Genomic DNA, 20617 nt, shown 5'->3' with positions numbered 1-20617 from the left:
TTGCCATGCTCGACTCCCAGCAAATCCTCCAGGCCGCTGCCAACCTGGACCGCGCCGAACGCAGCCGCGAACAGGTCCGCCAGTTTTCCCTCGACTATCCGGGCATCACGATTGACGACGCCTACGCCATCCAGCGCGCCTGGGTGGCGCAGAAGATCAAGGACGGGCGTACGTTGAAGGGCCACAAGATCGGCCTCACGTCGCGGGCCATGCAAGTGTCGTCGAACATCACCGAGCCCGACTACGGGGCTCTGCTCGATGACATGTTTTTCGACGAAGGCAGCGACATTCCCTTCGAACGCTTCATCGTGCCGCGGGTGGAGGTGGAACTCGCGTTTATCCTCGGCAAACCGCTCAAGGGCCCGAACTGCACGGTGTTCGATGTGCTCGACGCGACCGAATGGGTGATCCCGGCGCTGGAAATCATTGACGCGCGCATCCAGCAGGTCGACCCGCAGACCAACGCTACCCGCAAAGTCTTCGACACCATCTCCGACAACGCCGCCAATGCCGGTGTGGTGCTGGGCGGCCGCGCCGTGCGGCCTACCGAGATCGACCTGCGCAAAGTACCCGCTGTGCTGTACCGCAATGGCGTAATCGAAGAATCTGGTGTATCGGCGGCGGTGCTGAATCACCCGGCAAAAGGCGTCGCCTGGCTGGCAAACAAGCTGGCAGCCTATGACGTGACGCTGTTGCCGGGGCAAATCATTCTTGGCGGCTCTTTCACCCGGCCGGTCGCGGCCAGGCCTGGCGACACCTTTCATGTCGACTACGACATGCTCGGCTCGATTGCCTGCCGCTTCGTCTGAACCCTGGAGGATCGTCATGGACATGCCCGTCAACCACTTCAAACAACGCCTGCACAAGGGCGAGGTACAGATCGGCCTGTGGCTCGGCCTCGCCAACGCTTACAGTGCGGAATTGGCCGCCAACGCCGGTTTCGACTGGCTGCTGATCGACGGCGAACACGCGCCCAATCACCTGCACGGCATGCTCGGCCAGTTGCAGGCGGTAGCGCCCTACCCTAGCCAGGCGTTGATTCGTCCGGTGATTGGTGACAGCGCGCTCATCAAGCAGCTGTTGGATATCGGCGCCCAGACACTGCTGGTGCCCATGGTGGAAAGCGCCGCCCAGGCCCGCGAACTGGTACGCGCCATGCGTTATCCGCCACAGGGTATTCGCGGTGTGGGCAGCGCCCTGGCCCGGGCTTCGCGCTGGAACAGCATTCCCGGTTACCTCGATCAGGCGGATGCACAGATGTGCCTGCTGGTGCAGATTGAAAACCGTGAAGGCCTGGCGAATCTGGATGAGATTGCCGCCATTGAGGGGGTGGACGGCGTGTTCATCGGCCCGGCGGATTTGAGTGCGTCGATGGGGCATCGGGGCAATCCTGGGCATCCGGAGGTGCAGGTGGCGATTGAACAGGCAATCGCGCGCATCGTGCAGTCGGGCAAGGCGGCGGGGATTCTCAGTGCTGATGAAAGCCTGGCGCGCCGTTATATCGAGCTGGGTGCGACGTTTGTGGCAGTGGGAGTGGATACCACGGTGTTGATGCGTGGGTTGCAGGCGCTGGCGGGGAAATTCAAAGGCATTCCCGAGGCCACCCCAGGAGGAGGAGTCTACTGAGATCTCCTGTGGGAGCTGGCTTGCCAGCTCCCACCTTTGGCCTGTAGTGGGCCATGCATTGATTCAGCGCTTGAGGTTGATGTTCTTCAGGTCATCCAACAGGCCCAGCAACGTCTGCAACTTCTCTTCTCCCAACTGTTCCTGCAACCGCTGGTAGTTGGCCTCCATGCAATGGCTCATCGACTCGAAACTCGCCTTGCCCTTATCGGCCAACGTCACCAACACCCGGCGCTGGTCCTGCTCGGCCTTGCGCCGATGCACCATGCCGGCGGTTTCCATGCGCACCAGCACGCCAGTCATGCTCGGCTTGAGGATGCACGCCAGTTCCGCCAGTTGGTAAATCTCCAGTTCACCGTGCTGCTCGAGGATGCGGATGATCCGCCATTGCTGCTCGGTCAGGCCGTGTTCGTTCAAGGACGGGCGGAAGAAACTCATCGCGGCTTCGCGGGCTTGCAGCAGGGTCAAGGTCAGGGACTGGCGAGGTTTGAGCATAGGAATCAGGGTCACGACGTATTTAGTTAATAATTTAACGAAACTCTAGCATTCCCTGCCAGCGAGCGCGCTATAACTTGTTGATCGCACCGCCCATGGCGCGCTGAATCAAAAGCCTGGGCACGCAGGATCAAGACTTCCATCCCGTCAGGGCCCCTAATGGAGGCATCCGCTTTAGAGCCTTCCTTCACCTTTTCAGGCTGCGCCATGATCAACATCGAAACCCCCACGTATTACACCGCCACCAAGAAATACAACCTCAGCTTCCCCACCCTGGAGCAGGACATCGACGCCGACGTCGTGGTGATCGGCGGCGGTTTCTCCGGCATCAACACGGCCCTGGAACTGGCGGAAACGGGCATCACCAATATCGTCGTGCTCGAAGCACGCTACCTGGGCTTTGGCGGCACAGGCCGCAACGGCGGCCAGATCATGGCGGGCATCGGCCATGACCTTGAGAAAATCAAGAAAGACGTCGGCGAAGACGGCCTGCGCCAGGTGTTCGAGATCAGCGACCTGGGCGCCGACATCATCAAGAACCGCATCGCCAAGTACAACATCGACGCGGACTTCTGCCACGGCTACGGCTATATGGGCTTCAATGCGCGCCAAGAGAAAACCCTGCGCGCCTGGGAAAAGGACTTCAAGTCGGTCAACAGCCAGCACGAGATCCGCTTTCTTGGCGGCTCCGACGTGCAGCAAATCATCGGCTCCAAAGCCTATAGCAGCGCCCTCCTGCACATGGGCGGCGGGCATGTGCACTCGCTGAACCTGCTATTGGGCGAAGCCACTGCGTTGGCCAGCCATGGCGTGCGGATTTTCGAGAACAGCCCGGCGCTGGAAGTCAGCTACGGCGAGCGCATCACCGTGCGCACCGGCCGTGGCTCGGTACGCGCCAGCAAGTTGCTGTGGGCCTGCGACAGCTTCCTAAACAAGCTGGAGCCGGAGCTGCACCGCTCAACCATCAACACCTACGCGTTCCAGATGATGACCGAGCCGTTGTCCGAGGAGCTTATCCAGCGCATCAGCCCGATTCGCGGCGCCTACAGCGATATTCGCCCAGTGATCGATTACTACCGCGTCACCAACGAGAACCGCCTGTTGTTCGGCGCTGCTACGCCGCTGGTGGAGCATATTCCCGGCGACCTGAAAGCCTGGAACCGCCACCTCATGCTGAAGATCTTCCCCTACCTCAAGGACGTGAAAATCGACCTGGCCTGGGGCGGCCCCATGGCGTGCAGCCCCAACCTGTTCCCGCAGATCGGCACCCTGCCGGGGCGCAGCAATGCATTTTTCGTGCAGGGTTATTCGGGCTTCGGCGTGACCCCCAGCCACATCATCTGCAAGGTTTTGGCCGAGGGCATGAGCGAAGGCTCGGCGCGCTATGACCTGATCAGCTCTATTCATCGCCCGTCCATCATCGGCAAGGACGCGATCCGCCCCTTGCTGCTGACGGCGGGTAAATCCTGGCACCAACTATCCGGTTACTGGAACGGGCGCCGTTAACCCCATTTTTTCTCATCAGGAGCAACTGCCATGACCCTTACCACCCTCAAGCACAATACCCAGCTGTCGGAACTCGACGCCTGGGGCACCGTGGCCGACCTCGGTTCCGAGATTCTCGAAGGTGAAGTCCGCGCTTTCGGCAAGATGACCTTTGGCGCACCCACCGATGCCGTCAGCAGCGCCTACTTCGGCACCACCCAAGGCAAATTCCGCATGGTCTACCCGTTCGCCGAACAGGCCACCGTGGTCACCGGTGAAGTGCTGCTGACCGACGAATCCACAGGCAAAACCACGCGCTACAAGGCCGGTGACAGCTGGTTCGTGACCAAAGGCACGCCGGTGCTGTGGGAAGTGGTCAGCGAAAGCTTCGTCAAACACTACTTCGCCGTCGTGTAAGGAGGCATTGCCATGACGAGTTCGTCCGATTGGATCACCGTGGGCGCCCTCGCCGACGGTTTTGCCCCAGAAGCGTTCATCCTGCCCAACCTCGCCGAGCTGGCAGGCCAGGCCTTCACCCTGCACTTCGCCAATGGCTGGCAGATCGAGCATCGTTTCGAGCAGGACCGCCTGGCCTGGCACGCCGCGGATGGCCACTCCAGCGGCAGCGCGGCGTACCGTGCCACCTCGATTCGCCCAGGCCTGTACCTGGTCGACTTCGTCAAGCATGAGGCCGGGCACAGCTGGTCGATCAGCCTGGTGCTGGACACCGCGCACGCCTCATTCACCGCCGTGATCGGCCGTCTGCCGGATCAGGCTGAGACCCACGAAGGCCTCTACCACCGCGCCCTCGCCGGTAAACCGCTGACCTCGGTAGAAGTCGACTTCCTGCATGGCAGCCTCGACCGCCCATGGCAGGACGGCCATTGCCTGCATGCACCGACCGATGAACTGATCGGCCTGCGCAACCTATACCGTTACAGCCCCAGCGAAGTCTACGAACACATCTATCTCAACGAACGCTTCTACGCCTGGCAATGCTTGAAGGGTGTGGAGCAAGGCTTGTGCGACACCGACCGCTGCCATTACTACAAAATCGCCGAGCAGCTGTACCTGTTCGTGTGGCAGGAGAAGATCGTGCCCACGCTCGGTTTGGTGCTGATCGACCTGCAACAACACCGCAGTGACGGCAAGATCTTCGGTTATGCGGGGGCGTCCTTTGACGCGCTGTCAAACTTCCCGATCAGCTCGTACTGCCAGGTACTCAACCGCACGGAATACCCCCGTGACTGAGCCGCGCACGGTGGTGATCACCGGGGCCGGCACGGGCATCGGTGCCGCGTGTGCTCGGCTGTATGCGCAGGAAGGCGCGCGTCTGGTGCTGATCGGCCGGCGGCGTGAGCCACTGGAGCAGGTGGCGCGGGACACCGGCGGGCTGATTTTGGTGGGTGACGCCGCCTGTCCGACTACGTGGGACGGGTTTATCCGCCAGATCCACGAGCATTACGGGCGCCTCGATGTGCTGCTGGCCTGTGCCGGCGGCCATGGCCTGGGCAGCGCAACCCAGACCAGCCCGGCCACGTGGGAAGGCGCGCTGCGCAGCAATCTGGACAGCGCGTTCTACAGTGCCCGTGCTTGCCTGCCGCTTTTGCAGGAAAGCGCCGGGAATATCGTGTTGATCGGCTCCATCGCCTCCCTCGCGGCGGGCCCTGAGGTGTGCAGCTACACCACGGCCAAGCATGCGTTGCTCGGGCTTAATCGCTCGCTCGCGCGGGATTTCGGGCCGCGCGGCGTGCGGGTAAACACGGTCTGCCCGGGCTGGGTGCACACACCCATGGCCGATGCGGAGATGCAGCCGCTGATGGACGCTTATGGCGACACGTTGCAGCAGGCCTATGCGCGGGTCTGTGCCGATGTGCCGCTGCGCCGTGCCGCGCGTGCCGAAGAGATCGCCAAGGTCTGTCGATTCCTGGCCTCCAGTGAGGCATCGATCATTACCGGAGCAACGCTGGTGGCGGACGGCGGTTCAAGCATCGTCGATGTGCCAACATTGGCTTTCACGCGCCTGGAGCCCACGTATGCCGAATGATCTGGATTTCAGCGGGCAAGTGGTGCTTGTTACCGGCGGCGCCCAGGGCATCGGCCGGGGCATCGTCGAGGCGTTTGCCCAGCGTGGCGCACGGGTGGTGATCGCCGACCGTCTGCTGGCGCAGGCCCAGGACGTGGCCGCAGCGCTATCGGCGCAGGGGTATTGGGTTGAAGCCGTGGGTGTCGATCTGGCAGAGGCACAGGCTATTTTTGACTGCGTTCAAGGGCTGCCACAACTGGATATCCTGGTGCACAACGCCGGGTATTTTCCGCTGACGGCGTTTGAAGACATCACCCCGCAGATCCTGCAGCGCACGTTGGCGGTCAACCTGTCGGCGTTGTTCTGGCTGACCCAGGCTGCATTGCCGACGTTTCGCGAACAGGGTCGGGGTTGCGTGCTGGTGACGTCTTCGGTGACCGGCAACCGGGTCGGTTATCCGGGGCTCAGCCATTACGCAGCGTCCAAGGCCGGGGTCAATGGCTTTATCCGCAATGCGGCTTTGGAACTGGCAGCGTTGAATGTGCGGGTGAATGGTGTGGAGCCGGGCATGATCGCAACCCCGGCGATGGGCAACCTGGGTGACGCCGCGCTGAATGACACGATCGCCAGCCGTGTGCCCCTGGGTCGTTTGGGCGCGGCGGTGGATATCGCCGGAGCCATGTTGTTCCTGGCATCTGACCTGGCCAGCTACATCACCGGGCAGACCCTGGTGGTGGACGGTGGGTCCACCCTGCCAGAAGTCTGAAAATCGATTCAAATGTGGCTACGCACCGACCGCCTGCATCCGGCTGGAGCGGAAATCCTTGGGCGACACCTCGAATTGCTTCTTGAACGAACGGCTGAAATGCGCCGAATCGGTAAAGCCCCATTTGTAGGCAATCGAGGTGATCGACTCGCTGCGCAGGAACGGGTTGGTCAAGTCATCCGCACTGCGTTTGAGCCGCGCCCGCTGGATATAGCGGCAGACGCTGTCGTCCTGCTCTTCGAACAAGCGATACAGGTGCCGCACTGAAATATTCAGCCGATTGGCCAGGCCGATCGGGCTAAGCCCAGGCTGACTCAGCGATTCATCAATAATCTTCTGCACATAGCTGCGCAGGTTGTTGCCCTGCAACGACGCCATGCCTTCGCGGCACTCATCTCCCTGTTCCAGGGCCGAACCCAGCAACGAAACGAAGGCCGTTTGCAGCGCCTCCACTTCCCCCGCGCCGTCTTCGGTGTCGTCCTTGCACAGCTGATCCATCAGCACATGCAACATACGCCCGCAGGCTTTGGTCGAGGATATCTTGCCGAAAGCCCGTGCGTCGCCGCCCAGGTGCTTGCACACCTGCAGGCGCGACAGTGACAACGAGGCGTGCTCGATCAGGCCGAAGGGTGTGATTTCGATGGAACCCACAGAGTCCATCAACAACATTTCGCCGGGGGCCAGTTGCAGCGTCTGGCCGTTCTGCACGATTTGCGAGTAACCGCTGCGCTGGCTCACCAGGAAACAGTCCTGGTCGTTATCGTGGTCGGCGTGGTGCGCCGGGCGTTTGATCAGCCCGGCATTGGTGCGCAGGAGGGCCACGCCGCGCGGCAAGTCTCTGATCTCGCCGATAAACAGCGAGCGGTTGAACGCCAGTTCCGTATCGAAGTGACCGCACGCGGCGCGTAGCTCGCGGTTCCAAGTGTCCAGCCCGTCGTGCGCATGCTGTGGGATGCTCATGGGGTGTCTCCGCAATGGCTTCTTTTTGTTGTTCTGGTGCAATAGTTAACATGTTATCTATATGCACGCAACAACAACCTGTTTGCCCTTTACAGAAGCACTAATGATGCCAATCAGAGGTCTGACAACACCCGTTTCAAGCCCGCCAGCGTCGCAAGCAAATGGCTGCGCTGCATAGGGCTCAGGGCAATGTAACGCCGAAAGGCCGGCAGGCGATTGACCACCTCGCTACCGCCCATGTGCTCTAGCCGCACGCACCATTGCTGGCCTTGCAGCTCGATGCGCAGGCGCTTGAAGTCCAGCGGCATCAGCGCCTGGAATAGCGCGTCGTCTGCCAGGATGCGCGCGTGCAATTCATGGCCCAACGCCTGGTTGCCGCAACGGCGGCGCACACGAATGCCATGGCGGCGAATCGCGCCGCCATGGTGCACCTCGAAGCTACCTGTGCTTCCTGCGAGAGCAGGTACGTGCAGCACAAATTCGGTCATCACCACATGCATCAACAACTGCGACTCGGTGCGCTCGACAATCTCAAACGGCATGCCCTCCACTTCCAGCTTTTCCAGCCCGAGGTTGCGCCGCAAACGCTCCAGGGTCACGCCCGGTCGATAGCCCGCCGGGGCACGATCAGCGCGAAACAGCTCAAACAGTTTTTGCCGCAAAGTCGCTGTAGACATGGTCGGCCTGCTCCGGATAGTTGCTGAATTCCCTTGCCAACACCTCCTCCACGGAGGCCGGCTTGAAGGGGCTGACCTTCTGCACCACCAGGGTCCAGAACAACGCATACACTGCCGTGCCGCCCAACATCACGCCAAACGGCACATAGATGTCTGCCGGGTTCATGCCCGGGGGCGTGATAAACCACATGCCCAGGAGGATGCCGATGCTCGAGACGATCTGTGGTAGCGGAAACCACGGCGAACGGTAGGCCCGTGGCAAATCCGGCCGACGAATACGCAGGCTCACCACCGAGATCGTCACCAGCAGGTAGGCGAAACTCCACGCACACACCGCCGCCAGCACCAGGTGCATGATGTTGTCAGTGTTGCCGCCCAGGTACAGCGCGTGCAGGCACGGAATCAGCATCGCCACCAGGATGCACAGCAGCGGCGTCTTGAAGCGCGGGTGCAGGTAGGTGAACACCTTGGGCAGCGCGCCGTCCACGGCCATGCCGTACAGAATGCGCGGCACGCCCGCCATCAAGGTATTGATAGTGGCCGCACCGGCAAATAGAAAACCAATGCCCAGCCACAGCGGGCCGATATGCCCCATCACCTGCTCGGCGAACTTGGGGATGGCCATGGGCGTGTCCAGCAAGTGCACACCCGAAGCGGCGTCAAGCAGCACGTTTTCCACCTGGCGTTTCATCGCCGCACCGTAGATGAACATGCACGTGGCCACGCCCAGCAGCCCCAGCATCATTGCACGCGGCATCACCTTGGCCGATTGGCGCAGGTCCGGCGCCAGTGGCGTGACAAATTCGCAGCCGACAAACATGAACATTGCCATGCCCACCAACGACAACACGGTGATCAGGTCGGTGCCCACCAGCGACTCACCGAACCAGCCGTCCAACTGCACGGCGGGCGCGGCGATCAAGCCCAGCACGCCAAACACCATCAGGGTGGTCCACATGCCAAAGGTGAGGATGATTTCCGCGCGGCCGAACGCACTGACGCCAAACGCATTCAGCACACCGAATACGATTACAAAACCCACGCCGAGCAGCCACGAGCCGCCAGCGGATTCAGCCAGGGTATTGAGGTGTTCGAAGTTCACCAGGGCCATGACCCCGGCCAGGATAGTTTCGGCGGTTCCGGCAAATACATGCACGATCAGGTAGGCCGATAGGGTGCCGGTAATCGCGAAAAACCGCCCCATGCCGCAGTTGATGTAGTCGTACACCGAGCCAGTGGTAGGCAGGATCGACGCGGCCTCGGCGAAAGTGGTCGCTTGGGCCAGCATCATCACGACAGCAATCAACATCGCCAGGGCAAACGCGCTGCCACCGATGCCAAAGCCCATGGTGGCGGTGAGAATGACCGGACTGGCCATGATCAGGCCAATGGTGCTGGCCAACGCGGTGGGGAAACCTACCGTGCCACGGTTGAGGTGCGCGGTGAGTCGGTCGTTGATCGACATGGGGGGGTCCTCGAAGACGGTTTTTTTAATGTGTCAGTACTCTGCGCCCCACTCGAGTTAGTCGTCTTGCCCCTGTCTGCCGCCGGTTTTGTTGCTCCCTGCCATCGTGTAAAGCTTGGCGGCCTCGGTCAATTCCCTGGCACGCAGAGAAAAGACTTGGGCCCCCAGTGCTCGCCCTAATACGCCCTCACTCTTAACCAAGCTGGGGACAATAACAATGGAGCACACACTGAAAAATCGTCGCCTGCGCCAGGCGGTCGGCCTGGGCGTTGCCCTGCTGGTGGGCCAGGTCCAGGCAGTCGAGTTGTATGCCGACGCAGACACTAAGGTCACCGGCAACTTCCTCTCCGTGTACGGGATGTTCAACAGCCCGAAGAACTACGATGGACGCAGCGGTGGTTCCACCTGGCGCGAGGCCTTTATCAAGTACGGCCTGAGCGTGGAGCAAATCCTGGGCACCTTTGGCGGTGTGTACGGCACGGCCAACCTGGTGAGTTCCGGGACTTGGGGCGATGGTGATGCGTCTGGGGTCACCACGGGCAAGGAGCGCACCACCAAGTTTGACGAAGCCTTTGCCGGCTGGCGCTCCGGCGACCTGTTCCCGGTGCTGGGCAAGGATGGCGTGGACCTGTCGTTTGGCCGGCAGGTCATCACGCTGGGCGACGGTTTTATCGTCAACGATGACGGGCCCAACCTGGGCAAGGGCGTGGGAGACGGTGAATTCAACCGTGGCGGCGCCTATTACATCGCCGCACGCCATGCCTTCGACAAGACCGCCGTGGTCCGCCTGGGGGGCAAGGATGGCGTGCACGGCAGCCTGATGTGGATCAAATCTGACAACCCCGCCCAGGCCATGACCGAAATGGCCGTCGGCACCCTGGAATACAGCGCCGCGCCGGGCACCCTGGGGCTGACCTATCTTCACGGGGTCGATGTGGATGAACGCTTCGCCAGTGACGTACAACGCCAGCGCAAAGGCATGAACCTCTACAGCCTGCGCGGTGCGGGTAACGCAGGGATCGACAACGCGCATTTCGCGTTTGAACTGGCTCGCCAGGACCGCCGTGACAGCCAGGAAAACGCCGGCTACGCCGAAGCCGGCTACACCTTCGCCGACCTTCCCTGGTCACCGGACCTGACCTACCGTTACGCGCGCTATTCAAAAAACTGGGACGCGATGTTCGCCGGCTTCAACCGTGGCTACGGCACCTGGGTGCAGGGTGAAGTGACGGGCAATTACTCCGGCCCGTACAACACCAATACAGCGGTGCAACACGTGGCGTTCAAGGTCAAGCCGCTGGAGAACGTCACCCTCGGTGCGCTGTTTTTCGACTACAACACCGTCAGCACCCGTGGCCAACTGAACCTGGATGGCCGCGAGCTGGACCTGTACGTCGAGTGGGCGGTGAACGAGCACCTGATCATCACGCCGCTGCTCGGCCTCTACAAACCGAATAAGGATGCAGAGACCGGTGGCAACCAGGTCGGTGGCAACGGCACTAACGTCTACAGTCAGTTAGTGGTCGCCGTGCCGTTCTGAATCGTCTCGGGCGCGCACGGACGCAGCGCCTGGACCTCGGCATACGCCCCTTGATGGTAGAGCAGTGGCGCCCGGCCGAAGTCATCAAAGGCCACCACCTTGCCGATCATGATCCAATGATCACCACCGTCCAGCTGCTGGTATTTCTCACAATGAAACCGCGCCGAGCAATCGGCGAACACCGGTGAGCCACCCTCCCCCGGTTCATATTCGACCAGGGCAAAGCGGTCCTCACGCGGGCGCGCAAAGTTGTTGGACAGGTGCACCTGGTCTGCCGCCAGCACGTTCACCGCAAAGTGGCTGGCCTCCTCGAATACTTCGTGGCTGTTGGAGCGTTTGTCGATGCTCCACAGCACCAGCGGCGGGTCGAGGGACACCGAGTTGAAACTGTTGGCGGTCACGCCCACCTTGCGCCCGGACGCGGTGGCGGCGGTGACCACGGTCACCCCGGTGGCGAAGTTACCCAAGGCACGGCGAAACGCCCGTGGGTCGAAAACGCTGCTGTCAGACATGCAAGACTCCCAGGCGTCCTCGAACGGGCGCCCTGATTGTTGTTGAGGAAGAACGTGTCACACCATGCTTGGGTCCGGCTCCAGGCCCATCAGCTCACGGCCGAGGATCTGAGCGCAGACGTCGTAGTCGGTGTAGGCATGGGCGCCTGTCATATGGGAATCACGGAACAGGCGCTGCATTTCGTTGTGTTCAAACCAGGCATTACCGCCAGCTGCGGCGAACAACCGGTCCACAGCCTCGATGCACATTTTGGTCGCGTAAGCCTGGTTGGTGCGCCAGAACGCCAGGGTTTCGCGGCTCGGGTAACGGTGCGCGGCGCTGTGTTCGGCGTGGTCCTGCCAGGTTTTTTCCAGAAACGCGCGGGCGGCGGCCACCTGGTGGGTGGATTCGGCCAGACGCATCAATGCCGGTGTTGCAGCACCGACGGCGGCACCGGTGTAGGCGCGCACGCGAGTTTTGGTTTTTTCGCGGAACACCTCCAACATGCGTTCGGCCACGCCAAGGCTGACGGTGGAAAAACCACTGGCGAAATACGGCCGGTACGGCGCGTAGAAAATCTGGCTGTCGGGGTAAAGGCCAAAGCCTGCGGACCTGCCTTCCATCATGTCCTTGGCTTTCTGGATACGGTGCTCGGGCACCCAGGCGTTGTCGATGATCAGGGTCTTGGTGCCACTGCCTTTCATACCGGCGGCGAACCAGTCATCACGGATCTGGTAGTCGCTGCGAGGCAGCACGGCAAAACAATAATCCTGGGTGCCTTCGGCGTTCTGCCGACGGCAGCCGACAATCGCCCATTCACCATGGTCACAGCCGCTGCTCCAGCCCATTTCGCCGCTGAAATACACACCCCCCTCGCCCTCTACCACGCGCCCGAACGGCGCGATGCTGCTGCTGGCGGTGGCATCCGGGTTTTCGCCCCAGATTTCCTGCTGCAGTTCTGCCGAAAACAGGGCCAGTTGGTGGCTGTGGGTGCACAACAAGCTCATGGCCCAGGCAGTGCTGGCGCAACTGCCGGCGAGAGAAGCAATGCAGTCGGCGAACTCGGGCAGCGACAGTTCCAGGCCACCAAACGCCTTGGGTTGAAACGCGCGGTGCAGGCCGATGCTTCTGAGCAAGGCGATATTTTCATCCGGCACCTGGCGCATCTGTTCGGCCCGCGTGGCATTCGCGGCGATGGTCGGCAAGAGAGGCTTGAGGTCTTCGAGCAGCGGGTTTGGCTTTTTCATGGAGGGCCCTGCTTATTATTGGGAGTCCGGCAGGCGCTCCGGTTTGAGGAGCGGCGCCTGATGCAGGGCGAGTATCAAATGGGACACGCGGATGGGAAATGCACGTTCCGCAGGCAAGATTGTACTTTTCATAGGGTGGCAGGCACAGACATAGCGTGCGGCAGGCACAGTCAAGCGACCCTGCCCACCGTTGGTTACCCTCGGGTTTTCTCAGAACTGCCAGGAACCTGCCATGAGTGATATCCCGCTGCTGCCTCAAGTCGAAGCTTTCCTGCGTCGACCCCATGGGCTGTTTATCGATGGCGTCACCGTGCGCAGCCATTCCAGCCAGACCCTCGCCGTGACCAACCCGGCGACGGGGCAGGTGATCGCCCAAGTGGCCGATGCGGACCTGGCGGACATCGATGCGGCAGTGGATTCTGCCAACCGGGGCTTTCAGCGCTGGTCGCAAGCCGCTCCGGCGACGCGGGGCAATGTGCTGCTCAAACTCGCCGACCTGCTGGAACGCAACCGCGAAGAACTGGCGCAGATCGAGACCTGCCAGTCGGGCAAGATCATCCAGATTTCCCGCGCCTTCGAAGTCGACCAGGCCGCGCATTTCCTGCGGTATTACGCGGGCTGGGCGACCAAGCTCAGCGGCCAGACCCTTACCCCTTCGCTGCCCTCGTTCAACGGCGAGCGCTACACCGCGTTCACTCTGCGCGAACCGGTGGGCGTGGTGGTGGGCATCGTGCCGTGGAATTTTTCCACCATGATCGCCATCTGGAAACTCGCCTCGGCGTTGGTGACTGGCTGCAGCATCATCATCAAGCCCAGCGAATTCACCCCGCTGACTCTCCTGCGCATTGCCGAGCTGGCCATCGAAGCCGGGTTGCCGGCCGGCGTGCTCAACGTGCTCACCGGTGGCGGCCATGTCGGCAAAGGCCTGGTGGAACACCCCGGCACTCACAAAGTGTCGTTCACCGGTTCCGTGCCCACCGGCATCGCCGTCGGCCGCAGCGCCATGGGCGCCGGCCTGACCCGCGCAACGCTGGAACTGGGCGGCAAGAACGCCGCGGGTTTCCTGCGCGACGTGGACGTGGACAAGGCGGTGGACGGCATTATCGAAGCGGGCTTTTTGCACTCCGGGCAAATCTGCGCAGCGGCCGAACGCTTCTTCGTGCACCGCTCACAGATTGACGCAGTGCTGGAGAAACTCAAACTTCGCCTCAGTCGCCTGAACATCGGCTCGCCGCTGGACGAACACACCGAATTCGGCCCGGTCACCCACCATCAGCACCAACTCAAACTGCTCGGCTACTTCACCCAGGCCCGCGCCGAAAACAACACGATCATCCACGGCGGTACCCTCATCGACCGCCCCGGCTGCTACGTCGAGCCCACGGTGATCCTTGCCAACAGCATCAACGACACCCTGCTCAACGAAGAAACCTTCGGCCCCATCGCCACCTTCCTGCCCTACGACAGCGAAGAAGAACTGCTCGCACTGATGAACAACGGCCCTTACGGTCTCAGCGCCAGCCTGTGGACCAACGACCTCGGCAAAGCCCTGCGCATGGTGCCGGCCATCCATGCCGGCACCGTGTGGGTGAACATGCACACCTTGCTCGACCCAGCGGTGCCGTTTGGGGGCAGTCGGTCTTCGGGGGTTGGGCGAGAATTTGGCAGTGCGTTTATCGAGGATTACACCGAGCTTAAATCGGTGATGATTCGGTATTGAGCTCCCACCTTTGAGCCTCGTGTGCTCAAAAGAGTGATCGCTTAACTGAAAGGAATCACAGCCTCAGCCTCGATCTCGATCAACCATTCCGGCAATGACAACCCACTGACGATGATCCACGAAGACGGCGGTGGGTTGTGCGGGAAGCGCTCACGCAGCGCTTGGGCAATCGGCTCCTGCTGATCACGGGCGGACTCGACGATATACAGCCGCAATATCACCACATGGGATAGATCACCGCCGACCTCGGCCAGAACCTTTTCAATATTGTCGAGGGCGGTCGCGGTCTGCTCAGCGATGCCAGGGCCGACACTACGTTCCTGGGCATCCACGCCCACCTGGCCGGAAAGCAGGATGCGCCGGCCTTCCGGCACTTCGAGGGCCTGGCTGAAGCCGTATTGCAGGGAGTTGAACACGGTTGTGGGATTGATGACTTTTCGCAGCATGACGAGTCCTTGTTGTCGGTGGGAAAACAAGGCTAACGCACTGGGTTAACGCAATCTGGTGATTCAACATCTGGCAACATTTCAACCATCGTGCCCGGGCGCCGATTGTAGTGAGCGGGCTTGCCCCGCGCTGGGGGGCGAAGCCGCCCTAAAACCAGTCGCCCTCAATTCGCCTGACGCACTGCAGCGGTCTGTTTGGGGCGGCTTCGCCACCCAGCGCGGGGCAAGCCCGCTCACTACAGGGGCGGCGCGCCGATGGGCAATCATCGAGATGACCAACCCGTTGCTTCCCAATGCGCCCTACGGCACGAAACAGCCTACCAATTCCCCATCGCCAGACTGAACGGCGAAAATTCCACGAACTGCCACCTCAGCGCCAACGCCGCCGGGCGGCGGACCACGTGTTCGACGGTCACTGTCCACAAGCGCTGGGCGCCTTCAAACAAGGCCACTTGCGGGCCGTCGAGGATCAGCGAGGTCCGCCCGGCAACCTGCAACACATCACCCGAGGCAAAATCGAAAAACAGCAACCCCGCCACCGGGTTCCTCTGCAAGTTGCCCAGGGTGTTGAAGAACAGGTTGCCGGCGAAGTCGGGGATGGTCAGTACGTTGCCTTCAACCCGCACAAACCCGGTGTTACCACCGCGATGGGAGACGTCCACCGAGCGTTGGCCGTCCAGGTCCACGTAGCTGGCGACGAAAAACGTGTCGGCGTCGCGGATCATCGTGTGTGCCGCGTCGTCCAGGTCATTGAAGCGTTCCACCTGCGTGCCGGGCTTGCGCGCGATGGAATCGACCGGCCGCCGTTGGATGTACTTGGGGCAATTGCCGAAGGTGTGCACCACGTCGACCGAAAAACCCTCGTGATCGAGCCTGCTGATTCGCCCATTCATGCGGTTGCGACGGCGGGTGTTGAGGTCGATGCCCAGCACGCCCACCGACGCGCCGTTGAGCAAGGCGTTGCGGGCCGGATCGCCCGCAGACGGCAGGCTGTCGATCTGCAAGGTCTGTGGGTCTGGCGAGTGGGCAAAGCCCGGCGCCCCTTCCACCATCGTCGCCCAGGGAATGCCCTGCTCGTCCACCGCGCCCAGCATCAGGTAAGGCAACAAGGGATAGAAATCCCGATGCTGCTCCGGCAGGTGATCACGAATCACCTTGGGCCCGATCACGGCCATGCGTTCGGCCACGCCAACCGCAGCTTGCATCTGCCGTTCGCCAGCATGCCAGGGACTTTGTTCGATCAGGTTCATGGCGAGCACCTCATGTTGGATACCTCGATGCTGCGCCCTGCCAGCCACCGAGGGAATAACCACGCCGGGCAATCCACTATTACGCCAGCTGAAAGGCTGGATGCTCGCGCAGCGCTGTCACGCAGTGATCGACAAAACTGCGCACACGCATCGGTGCATTGCGGCCTTCGCGATACACCACGTGCACGGGCAGCGGCGGCGGTTCGTAGCCCGGCAACACCTGCCGCAGGTGACCCTTGAGCAGATGCTCGTGAACCGGATAGCTCAGGCAGCGAATCAGCCCCGCCCCATGCACGGCCGCATTGATCGTGCCCTGCACCGTGGCGCAGCTCAGGCGCGCGCGGGTCTTGAGCTGATAGCCATGGAAATCCCAATACACCTGAGCGGCGCTGGCAATCAGCCGATGTTGCTTGAGGTCATCCGGGTGCAGGGGTTCGCCGTGGGCCACAAGGTAATCGGGACTGGCGCAAAGGATATGCCGCACCCGCCCCACCGGCCGTGCAATCAACGATGAGCTGGGCAGTTCGCCGACGAGGATCGCCACATCCAGTCCCTCTTCATGCAGGTTCGGGTAATAGTCATGGTAATGAGCGACGACGCGCACCTCAGGGTAGCGGTCCATGTAGTCGGCCAACACCGGCGCCATCACATAGCGGCTGAACAGGAATGGCAAAAACACCCGCAGATTGCCCTCGGCCTGCACATGCAACCCTTTGGCTGACGCTTCGGCGGCGTCCACGGCGGTGATCAGGCGCACGCAGTCGGCCAGGTAGGCGCTGCCGGCGTCGGTCAGGCTAACGCCGCGCGTACTGCGCTCAAGCAACGGCACGCGCAAACGCGCTTCCAGGCGTGCAATCGCCCGCACCAGGGTCGGCCCCGACACCTGCGCATCCCGCGCTGCCGAGGCCAGGCTCGGTTGTCCGGCCAGCGCGGCGAACAGTTGCATATCGCGATAACGCTCCATCAGCTGCGCCGTTTCATCGCCGGGTTCAGGGCGGCGTCCTGGCTCAGGCGATGGCTGAGAAAGTCGACAAAGGTGTTGATCTTGGCAGGCACGCGGCCGCTTTTCTGGAACACCACCTGGATGGGCAAGGGGGCCGGTTCGAAGGCTTCCAGAACAATTTCCAGCTCCCCGGCGGCCACCGAGGCTGCGACTTGATAGGACAGCACCCGCGTCATGCCCCAGCCCAGCCTCGCCAGGTTGATCGCGGCATTGTTCGCCGAGACGACCAGGCGCGGCTCAATAGGCACCGTCAGCGGCTGATCCGCGTCGACAAAATTCCACTCGCTCACCAATTGGCTGGACGACGACGTGGCAATCTTGGCCTCACGCAAGTGCGTCGGATGCCGGGGCCGCCCGTGCCGGTCGAGATAGGCCGGCGCTGCACACACCACCCGACGCACTTCGCCGACCTTGATCGCCTGTTGCCCCGGCTCGTGCAGATCGCCAATACGCACCGCCACATCGACGCCTTCGTCGGTCATGTTGACCACGCGGTCGACCAGCAAGGCGTTGATGTTGACCAAGGGAAACCGGTCGAGGTACTCCCCCAGCACCGGCGCCACATACAGCTCGCCAAATAGCACCGGCGCGGTCACCGTCAGGTGGCCACAAGGGATGGAATAACTGCCCGCCGCCGCTTCCTCGGCTTCATTGAGTTCCGCCAGGATGCGCCGACAATCTTCCAGGTAACCCTGGCCGGCTTCAGTCAGGTGCAGGCTGCGGGTGGTGCGCGCCAGCAGTTGAGTGCCGATGCGCGCCTCCATCGCGGCGATGGCCCGGGTCACGCTCGGGGGTGAGGTTTTCAGGCGGCGCGCGGCGGCGGCAAAGCCCTCCTCCTCGGCCACCGCCAGGAACACCTGCATTTCATGAAATCGATCCATCGGTGGCCCTCTTGAACGTTACTGTGACTGCAAACCTACCGCCGTGCGCGGCATGCCGACAAAGCCCGGCAACGCCTCGATGCTGGCGAGCCACGCACGCACATGAGGGTAGTCGGCCAGCGATACATTGCCTTCCGGCGCGTGGGACACGTAGGTGTAGAAGGCGATATCGGCAATGGTCGGTTGCTCACTGGCCAGGAATCGGCTTTGGCTCAGTTGCGCTTCGATCAATTTCAGCAAAGCGTGGGATTTGGTAATGGCAGTGACAGTGTCGACCTCGGCACCAAACACCAGGGCCAGGCGTGCGGTGGCGGGCCCGGCGTGAAGTTGACCGGCGGCGGCCGAAAGCCAACGCTGCACGCGGGCCTGCCCCCGGGGGTCACTCGGCAGCCATTTTCCGTTGCCGTATTGGGTCGCCAGGTAGACCAGGATTGCGTTGGAATCGGCCAACACAGTGCCGTTGTCATCAATCGCTGGCACTTGGCCGAAGCTGTTGACCTTGGCAATAAAGTCGGGGGCTTTGTGGGCGCCTTGCTTGAGGTCCACGAGGATGTAGTCGGTGGGCAGCCCCAGCAGGGACAGCATCAGCTCGACCCGGTGGGAGTGGCCGGACAACGGGAAACCGTAGAGTTTGATCATGAGAAGCTCCAGAAGAATGGGGTCGACGCTCTGCATGTTCTACCCCTGCCCCGAGCGTTGGAATCACCAGGATTTACAATCCAGCATTTCATCTGGCGAAACAATCACTCGCCGGACAATTCCACGATCAGGTTGAACAAGGTGGTCTTCACCGCGCTGTCCAGCTCGGTCCAAGCCAAACCCGTAGTGGCCTGAAAGGCGCCCAGCTCCATATGCCGCGACACGCAATTGGACGGCAGCGCCCGTGCCGCCTGCTGCGGCAGCACCCCAACACCCAGCCCCGCGGAGACCAGCGCGAGCATGGTGGTAAATTCGCCCAGCTCAGAAGCGATCTCCAGGGGCATGCCCACGGCTTGGATAAATTCGTCGTAGAAACCCGGCGCATAGCGTCGCGCGAGAATGTACACCGGCACCCGGAGCAGATCGGTGGGGTGGATCGACGTTTTCAATGCCAAGGGATGATCCATCGGCAACGCCACACAGAAATGCTCGTGCAACACCGCACGGGTCTGTACGCCGGGGTGACTGGCGGGCAGGCGCATCAGGCCGAAGTCCAGCAGGCCGTTCTTCAGCGCGGCAGCCTGGTCGGGCCCGGGCATGTCCTTGAGCTCCAGCTCGATACGCGGGTATCGCTGGTGCACCGTGCGAATCAATTCCGGCAACAGCTGCGGCAGCACCGACGACACAAACCCCAGGCGCACCCGGCCGATTTCGCCGCGATTGGACGCCCGCGCCGCATCCGCTGCACGCGCCGCCTGATGCAAAGTGGCCTGGGCCTCAGGCAGAAACACGCGACCCGCATCGGTCAGGGTCACCGAATGGCGATTGCGATCCAGCAGGCGTACGCCCAGGCCACTTTCCAGCAATTTGATCTGCATGCTCAACGCCGGTTGCACAATCGACAGCTGCGCCGCTGCCCTGCCGAAATGCAGCTCCTGGGCGAGCACCACAAAGGCGCGCAAGTGCTTTAGCTCCATCAGGCCTCCCCGGTTATCACAGATGTTGATCACCCGATCATAAATGAACATTGGACCCACTGCCTGTACCGGAGTGAACTTAGGCCAACCAAGCAGGACATCATCGGACTTTGCTTATAACAATGAGCGCGCCAGGAGCAACGGCCCCATGCACAACGTTTTAGACCACTTTCGCCTGGATGGCCGGCTTGCGCTGGTCACTGGCTCCAGCGCCGGTATCGGCCTGGCGATCGCCCGCGGCCTGGCCCAGGCCGGTGCGCGGGTGGTGCTCAACGGGCGCAACCGCAGTACCTTGCGCGACACCGCCGCACTGTTGACGCTGGAAGGCCTCGACGTGCACACACAGGCGTTTGATGTGACCGACAGCGCGGCCATCCAGGCCGCCGTAGCGAACATCGAAGAACGCCTCGGCCCGCTGGATATCCTGGTGAACAACGCCGGCATGCAACGCCGTGGGCCGTTGGAAGACTACAGCGAGCAGCACTGGCGCGAACTGATCAGCACCAACCTCGACAGCGCCTTTTTGGTCGGCCAGGCCGTGGCGCGGGCGATGATCCCGCGCAAGCGTGGGCGCATCATTAATATCTGCTCGGTGCAAAGTGAGTTGGGCCGCCCGGGTATTGCGCCGTACGCGGCGAGCAAGGGCGCGCTGAAAATGCTTACCAAGGGCATGGCCATCGATTGGGGCCCCCATGGGCTGACGGTCAACGGGATCGGACCTGGGTATTTCAAGACCGATCTGAACGCCAATCTGGTCGCCAATCCGGAATTCAGCGACTGGCTGGTGCAACGCACACCCAGCCGCCGCTGGGGTGAGGTGGACGAGCTGGCCGGCGCCGCCGTATTCCTCGCCAGTGACGCCGCCAGCTTCGTCAACGGTCATATTCTTTACGTCGACGGTGGCATCACCGCGTCGCTGTAACCC

Annotated in this window: 21 protein-coding genes and 1 pseudogene; 10 read left to right on the top strand and 12 right to left on the bottom strand. The window is 62.0% G+C overall.

Annotation, left to right across the window (positions count from 1 at the left end):
* Window positions 1-5 precede the first annotated feature (5 nt).
* Together hpaH and hpaI are read left to right on the top strand one after the other, a co-directional pair.
* Window positions 6-809, top strand: coding sequence for a 2-oxo-hept-4-ene-1,7-dioate hydratase (hpaH, locus tag AB4O35_RS16240; protein WP_049712532.1), 804 nt, complete (start codon window positions 6-8; stop codon window positions 807-809).
* A gap of 16 nt (window positions 810-825) precedes the next feature.
* The gene (gene hpaI, locus AB4O35_RS16235; protein ID WP_065875960.1) at window positions 826-1626 is read left to right on the top strand and encodes a 4-hydroxy-2-oxoheptanedioate aldolase; all 801 of its coding nucleotides are present in this window, start codon (window positions 826-828) and stop codon (window positions 1624-1626) included.
* A gap of 63 nt (window positions 1627-1689) precedes the next feature.
* Here the strand turns inward: hpaI and hpaR are convergent, their stop codons facing one another.
* Window positions 1690-2118, bottom strand: a complete 429-nt coding sequence (hpaR, locus tag AB4O35_RS16230) for a homoprotocatechuate degradation operon regulator HpaR (RefSeq protein ID WP_065875959.1) — start codon at window positions 2116-2118, stop codon at window positions 1690-1692.
* Between the two features lie 207 nt (window positions 2119-2325).
* On the opposite strand from hpaR, the gene AB4O35_RS16225 reads away from it, so the two are divergent.
* The 5 genes from AB4O35_RS16225 to AB4O35_RS16205 are packed head-to-tail and all read left to right on the top strand — an operon-like array spanning window position 2326 to window position 6395.
* Window positions 2326-3624: an NAD(P)/FAD-dependent oxidoreductase gene (locus AB4O35_RS16225; RefSeq protein ID WP_065880938.1), complete on the top strand. Its 1299-nt coding sequence runs from the start codon at window positions 2326-2328 to the stop codon at window positions 3622-3624.
* Between the two features lie 30 nt (window positions 3625-3654).
* Complete coding sequence (locus AB4O35_RS16220; RefSeq protein WP_065875957.1) at window positions 3655-4020, top strand: cupin domain-containing protein; 366 nt, start codon at window positions 3655-3657, stop codon at window positions 4018-4020.
* Window positions 4021-4032: 12 nt separating this feature from the next.
* A complete protein-coding gene (locus tag AB4O35_RS16215) occupies window positions 4033-4854 on the top strand; it encodes a molybdenum cofactor biosynthesis F family protein (RefSeq protein ID WP_065880937.1) in 822 nt (273 codons plus the stop codon).
* Complete coding sequence (locus tag AB4O35_RS16210; protein WP_065875955.1) at window positions 4847-5650, top strand: SDR family NAD(P)-dependent oxidoreductase; 804 nt, start codon at window positions 4847-4849, stop codon at window positions 5648-5650. Before AB4O35_RS16215 ends, AB4O35_RS16210 begins: the two co-directional genes overlap by 8 nt.
* A complete protein-coding gene (locus AB4O35_RS16205; RefSeq protein WP_065875954.1) occupies window positions 5640-6395 on the top strand; it encodes an SDR family oxidoreductase in 756 nt (251 codons plus the stop codon). The genes AB4O35_RS16210 and AB4O35_RS16205 overlap by 11 nt, the downstream gene beginning before the upstream one ends.
* Before the next feature lie 18 nt (window positions 6396-6413).
* On the opposite strand, the gene feaR is transcribed toward AB4O35_RS16205, so the two are convergent.
* The 3 genes from feaR to AB4O35_RS16190 all read right to left on the bottom strand — a co-directional run bounded on the left by feaR (window position 6414) and on the right by AB4O35_RS16190 (window position 9497).
* On the bottom strand, window positions 6414-7355 hold the full coding sequence (feaR, locus tag AB4O35_RS16200; protein ID WP_065875953.1) for a transcriptional regulator FeaR: 942 nt from the start codon (window positions 7353-7355) through the stop codon (window positions 6414-6416).
* Window positions 7356-7468: 113 nt separating this feature from the next.
* Window positions 7469-8032 (bottom strand): DUF3156 family protein, encoded by a 564-nt coding sequence (locus AB4O35_RS16195; RefSeq protein ID WP_065945914.1) that lies wholly within the window; start codon window positions 8030-8032, stop codon window positions 7469-7471.
* On the bottom strand, window positions 7998-9497 hold the full coding sequence (locus AB4O35_RS16190; protein ID WP_065945913.1) for an APC family permease: 1500 nt from the start codon (window positions 9495-9497) through the stop codon (window positions 7998-8000). Before AB4O35_RS16190 ends, AB4O35_RS16195 begins: the two co-directional genes overlap by 35 nt.
* A gap of 217 nt (window positions 9498-9714) precedes the next feature.
* Between AB4O35_RS16190 and AB4O35_RS16185 the strand changes: the two genes are divergently transcribed.
* Window positions 9715-11037: an alginate export family protein gene (locus AB4O35_RS16185; protein ID WP_065875950.1), complete on the top strand. Its 1323-nt coding sequence runs from the start codon at window positions 9715-9717 to the stop codon at window positions 11035-11037.
* A gap of 32 nt (window positions 11038-11069) precedes the next feature.
* Here the strand turns inward: AB4O35_RS16185 and AB4O35_RS16180 are convergent.
* Both AB4O35_RS16180 and AB4O35_RS16175 read right to left on the bottom strand, forming a co-directional pair.
* Window positions 11070-11549 (bottom strand): annotated as a pseudogene (locus AB4O35_RS16180) (flavin reductase family protein); the annotation flags it as partial.
* Between the two features lie 57 nt (window positions 11550-11606).
* On the bottom strand, window positions 11607-12776 hold the full coding sequence (locus tag AB4O35_RS16175; RefSeq protein WP_065875948.1) for a p-hydroxyphenylacetate 3-hydroxylase oxygenase component: 1170 nt from the start codon (window positions 12774-12776) through the stop codon (window positions 11607-11609).
* 232 nt (window positions 12777-13008) lie between these two features.
* Here AB4O35_RS16175 and AB4O35_RS16170 point away from each other — a divergent pair, with 232 nt between their 5' ends.
* Complete coding sequence (locus AB4O35_RS16170; protein ID WP_065875947.1) at window positions 13009-14496, top strand: aldehyde dehydrogenase family protein; 1488 nt, start codon at window positions 13009-13011, stop codon at window positions 14494-14496.
* A gap of 41 nt (window positions 14497-14537) precedes the next feature.
* Here AB4O35_RS16170 and AB4O35_RS16165 read toward each other — a convergent pair whose 3' ends face one another.
* The 6 genes from AB4O35_RS16165 to AB4O35_RS16140 all read right to left on the bottom strand — a co-directional run bounded on the left by AB4O35_RS16165 (window position 14538) and on the right by AB4O35_RS16140 (window position 19692).
* Entirely contained in the window at window positions 14538-14942 is a 405-nt protein-coding gene (locus AB4O35_RS16165) for a RidA family protein (RefSeq protein WP_065875946.1), read from the bottom strand.
* A 317-nt stretch (window positions 14943-15259) separates the two neighbouring features.
* Window positions 15260-16192, bottom strand: coding sequence for a pyridoxamine 5'-phosphate oxidase family protein (locus AB4O35_RS16160; RefSeq protein WP_065945912.1), 933 nt, complete (start codon window positions 16190-16192; stop codon window positions 15260-15262).
* Window positions 16193-16271: 79 nt separating this feature from the next.
* On the bottom strand, window positions 16272-17156 hold the full coding sequence (locus AB4O35_RS16155) for a LysR family transcriptional regulator (RefSeq protein WP_065880932.1): 885 nt from the start codon (window positions 17154-17156) through the stop codon (window positions 16272-16274).
* On the bottom strand, window positions 17156-18076 hold the full coding sequence (locus AB4O35_RS16150; protein WP_065880931.1) for a LysR family transcriptional regulator: 921 nt from the start codon (window positions 18074-18076) through the stop codon (window positions 17156-17158). Before AB4O35_RS16150 ends, AB4O35_RS16155 begins: the two co-directional genes overlap by 1 nt.
* A gap of 18 nt (window positions 18077-18094) precedes the next feature.
* On the bottom strand, window positions 18095-18715 hold the full coding sequence (locus AB4O35_RS16145) for a glutathione S-transferase family protein (protein ID WP_065945911.1): 621 nt from the start codon (window positions 18713-18715) through the stop codon (window positions 18095-18097).
* 104 nt (window positions 18716-18819) lie between these two features.
* Window positions 18820-19692, bottom strand: a complete 873-nt coding sequence (locus AB4O35_RS16140; protein WP_065876018.1) for a LysR family transcriptional regulator — start codon at window positions 19690-19692, stop codon at window positions 18820-18822.
* Between the two features lie 148 nt (window positions 19693-19840).
* Between AB4O35_RS16140 and AB4O35_RS16135 the strand changes: the two genes are divergently transcribed.
* Complete coding sequence (locus tag AB4O35_RS16135) at window positions 19841-20614, top strand: glucose 1-dehydrogenase (RefSeq protein WP_065875940.1); 774 nt, start codon at window positions 19841-19843, stop codon at window positions 20612-20614.
* The last annotated feature ends 3 nt before the right edge of the window (window positions 20615-20617 follow it).

It is taken from the genome of Pseudomonas sp. H1_A03, from assembly GCF_054685145.1.
This window is presented reverse-complemented; position numbering and strand designations above follow the sequence as displayed.

Coding starts and splice junctions, on each gene's coding strand:
- AB4O35_RS16150 (WP_065880931.1), bottom strand. CDS start 18,076: ATGGATCGATTTCATGAAATGCAGGTGTTCCTGGCGGTGGCCGAGGAG.
- AB4O35_RS16135 (WP_065875940.1), top strand. CDS start 19,841: ATGCACAACGTTTTAGACCACTTTCGCCTGGATGGCCGGCTTGCGCTG.
- AB4O35_RS16225 (WP_065880938.1), top strand. CDS start 2,326: ATGATCAACATCGAAACCCCCACGTATTACACCGCCACCAAGAAATAC.
- AB4O35_RS16160 (WP_065945912.1), bottom strand. CDS start 16,192: ATGAACCTGATCGAACAAAGTCCCTGGCATGCTGGCGAACGGCAGATG.
- AB4O35_RS16145 (WP_065945911.1), bottom strand. CDS start 18,715: ATGATCAAACTCTACGGTTTCCCGTTGTCCGGCCACTCCCACCGGGTC.
- AB4O35_RS16140 (WP_065876018.1), bottom strand. CDS start 19,692: ATGGAGCTAAAGCACTTGCGCGCCTTTGTGGTGCTCGCCCAGGAGCTG.
- AB4O35_RS16195 (WP_065945914.1), bottom strand. CDS start 8,032: ATGTCTACAGCGACTTTGCGGCAAAAACTGTTTGAGCTGTTTCGCGCT.
- AB4O35_RS16165 (WP_065875946.1), bottom strand. CDS start 14,942: ATGCTGCGAAAAGTCATCAATCCCACAACCGTGTTCAACTCCCTGCAA.
- AB4O35_RS16205 (WP_065875954.1), top strand. CDS start 5,640: ATGCCGAATGATCTGGATTTCAGCGGGCAAGTGGTGCTTGTTACCGGC.
- hpaR (WP_065875959.1), bottom strand. CDS start 2,118: ATGCTCAAACCTCGCCAGTCCCTGACCTTGACCCTGCTGCAAGCCCGC.
- AB4O35_RS16190 (WP_065945913.1), bottom strand. CDS start 9,497: ATGTCGATCAACGACCGACTCACCGCGCACCTCAACCGTGGCACGGTA.
- AB4O35_RS16220 (WP_065875957.1), top strand. CDS start 3,655: ATGACCCTTACCACCCTCAAGCACAATACCCAGCTGTCGGAACTCGAC.
- feaR (WP_065875953.1), bottom strand. CDS start 7,355: ATGAGCATCCCACAGCATGCGCACGACGGGCTGGACACTTGGAACCGC.
- AB4O35_RS16175 (WP_065875948.1), bottom strand. CDS start 12,776: ATGAAAAAGCCAAACCCGCTGCTCGAAGACCTCAAGCCTCTCTTGCCG.
- hpaI (WP_065875960.1), top strand. CDS start 826: ATGGACATGCCCGTCAACCACTTCAAACAACGCCTGCACAAGGGCGAG.
- AB4O35_RS16185 (WP_065875950.1), top strand. CDS start 9,715: ATGGAGCACACACTGAAAAATCGTCGCCTGCGCCAGGCGGTCGGCCTG.
- hpaH (WP_049712532.1), top strand. CDS start 6: ATGCTCGACTCCCAGCAAATCCTCCAGGCCGCTGCCAACCTGGACCGC.
- AB4O35_RS16215 (WP_065880937.1), top strand. CDS start 4,033: ATGACGAGTTCGTCCGATTGGATCACCGTGGGCGCCCTCGCCGACGGT.
- AB4O35_RS16170 (WP_065875947.1), top strand. CDS start 13,009: ATGAGTGATATCCCGCTGCTGCCTCAAGTCGAAGCTTTCCTGCGTCGA.
- AB4O35_RS16155 (WP_065880932.1), bottom strand. CDS start 17,156: ATGGAGCGTTATCGCGATATGCAACTGTTCGCCGCGCTGGCCGGACAA.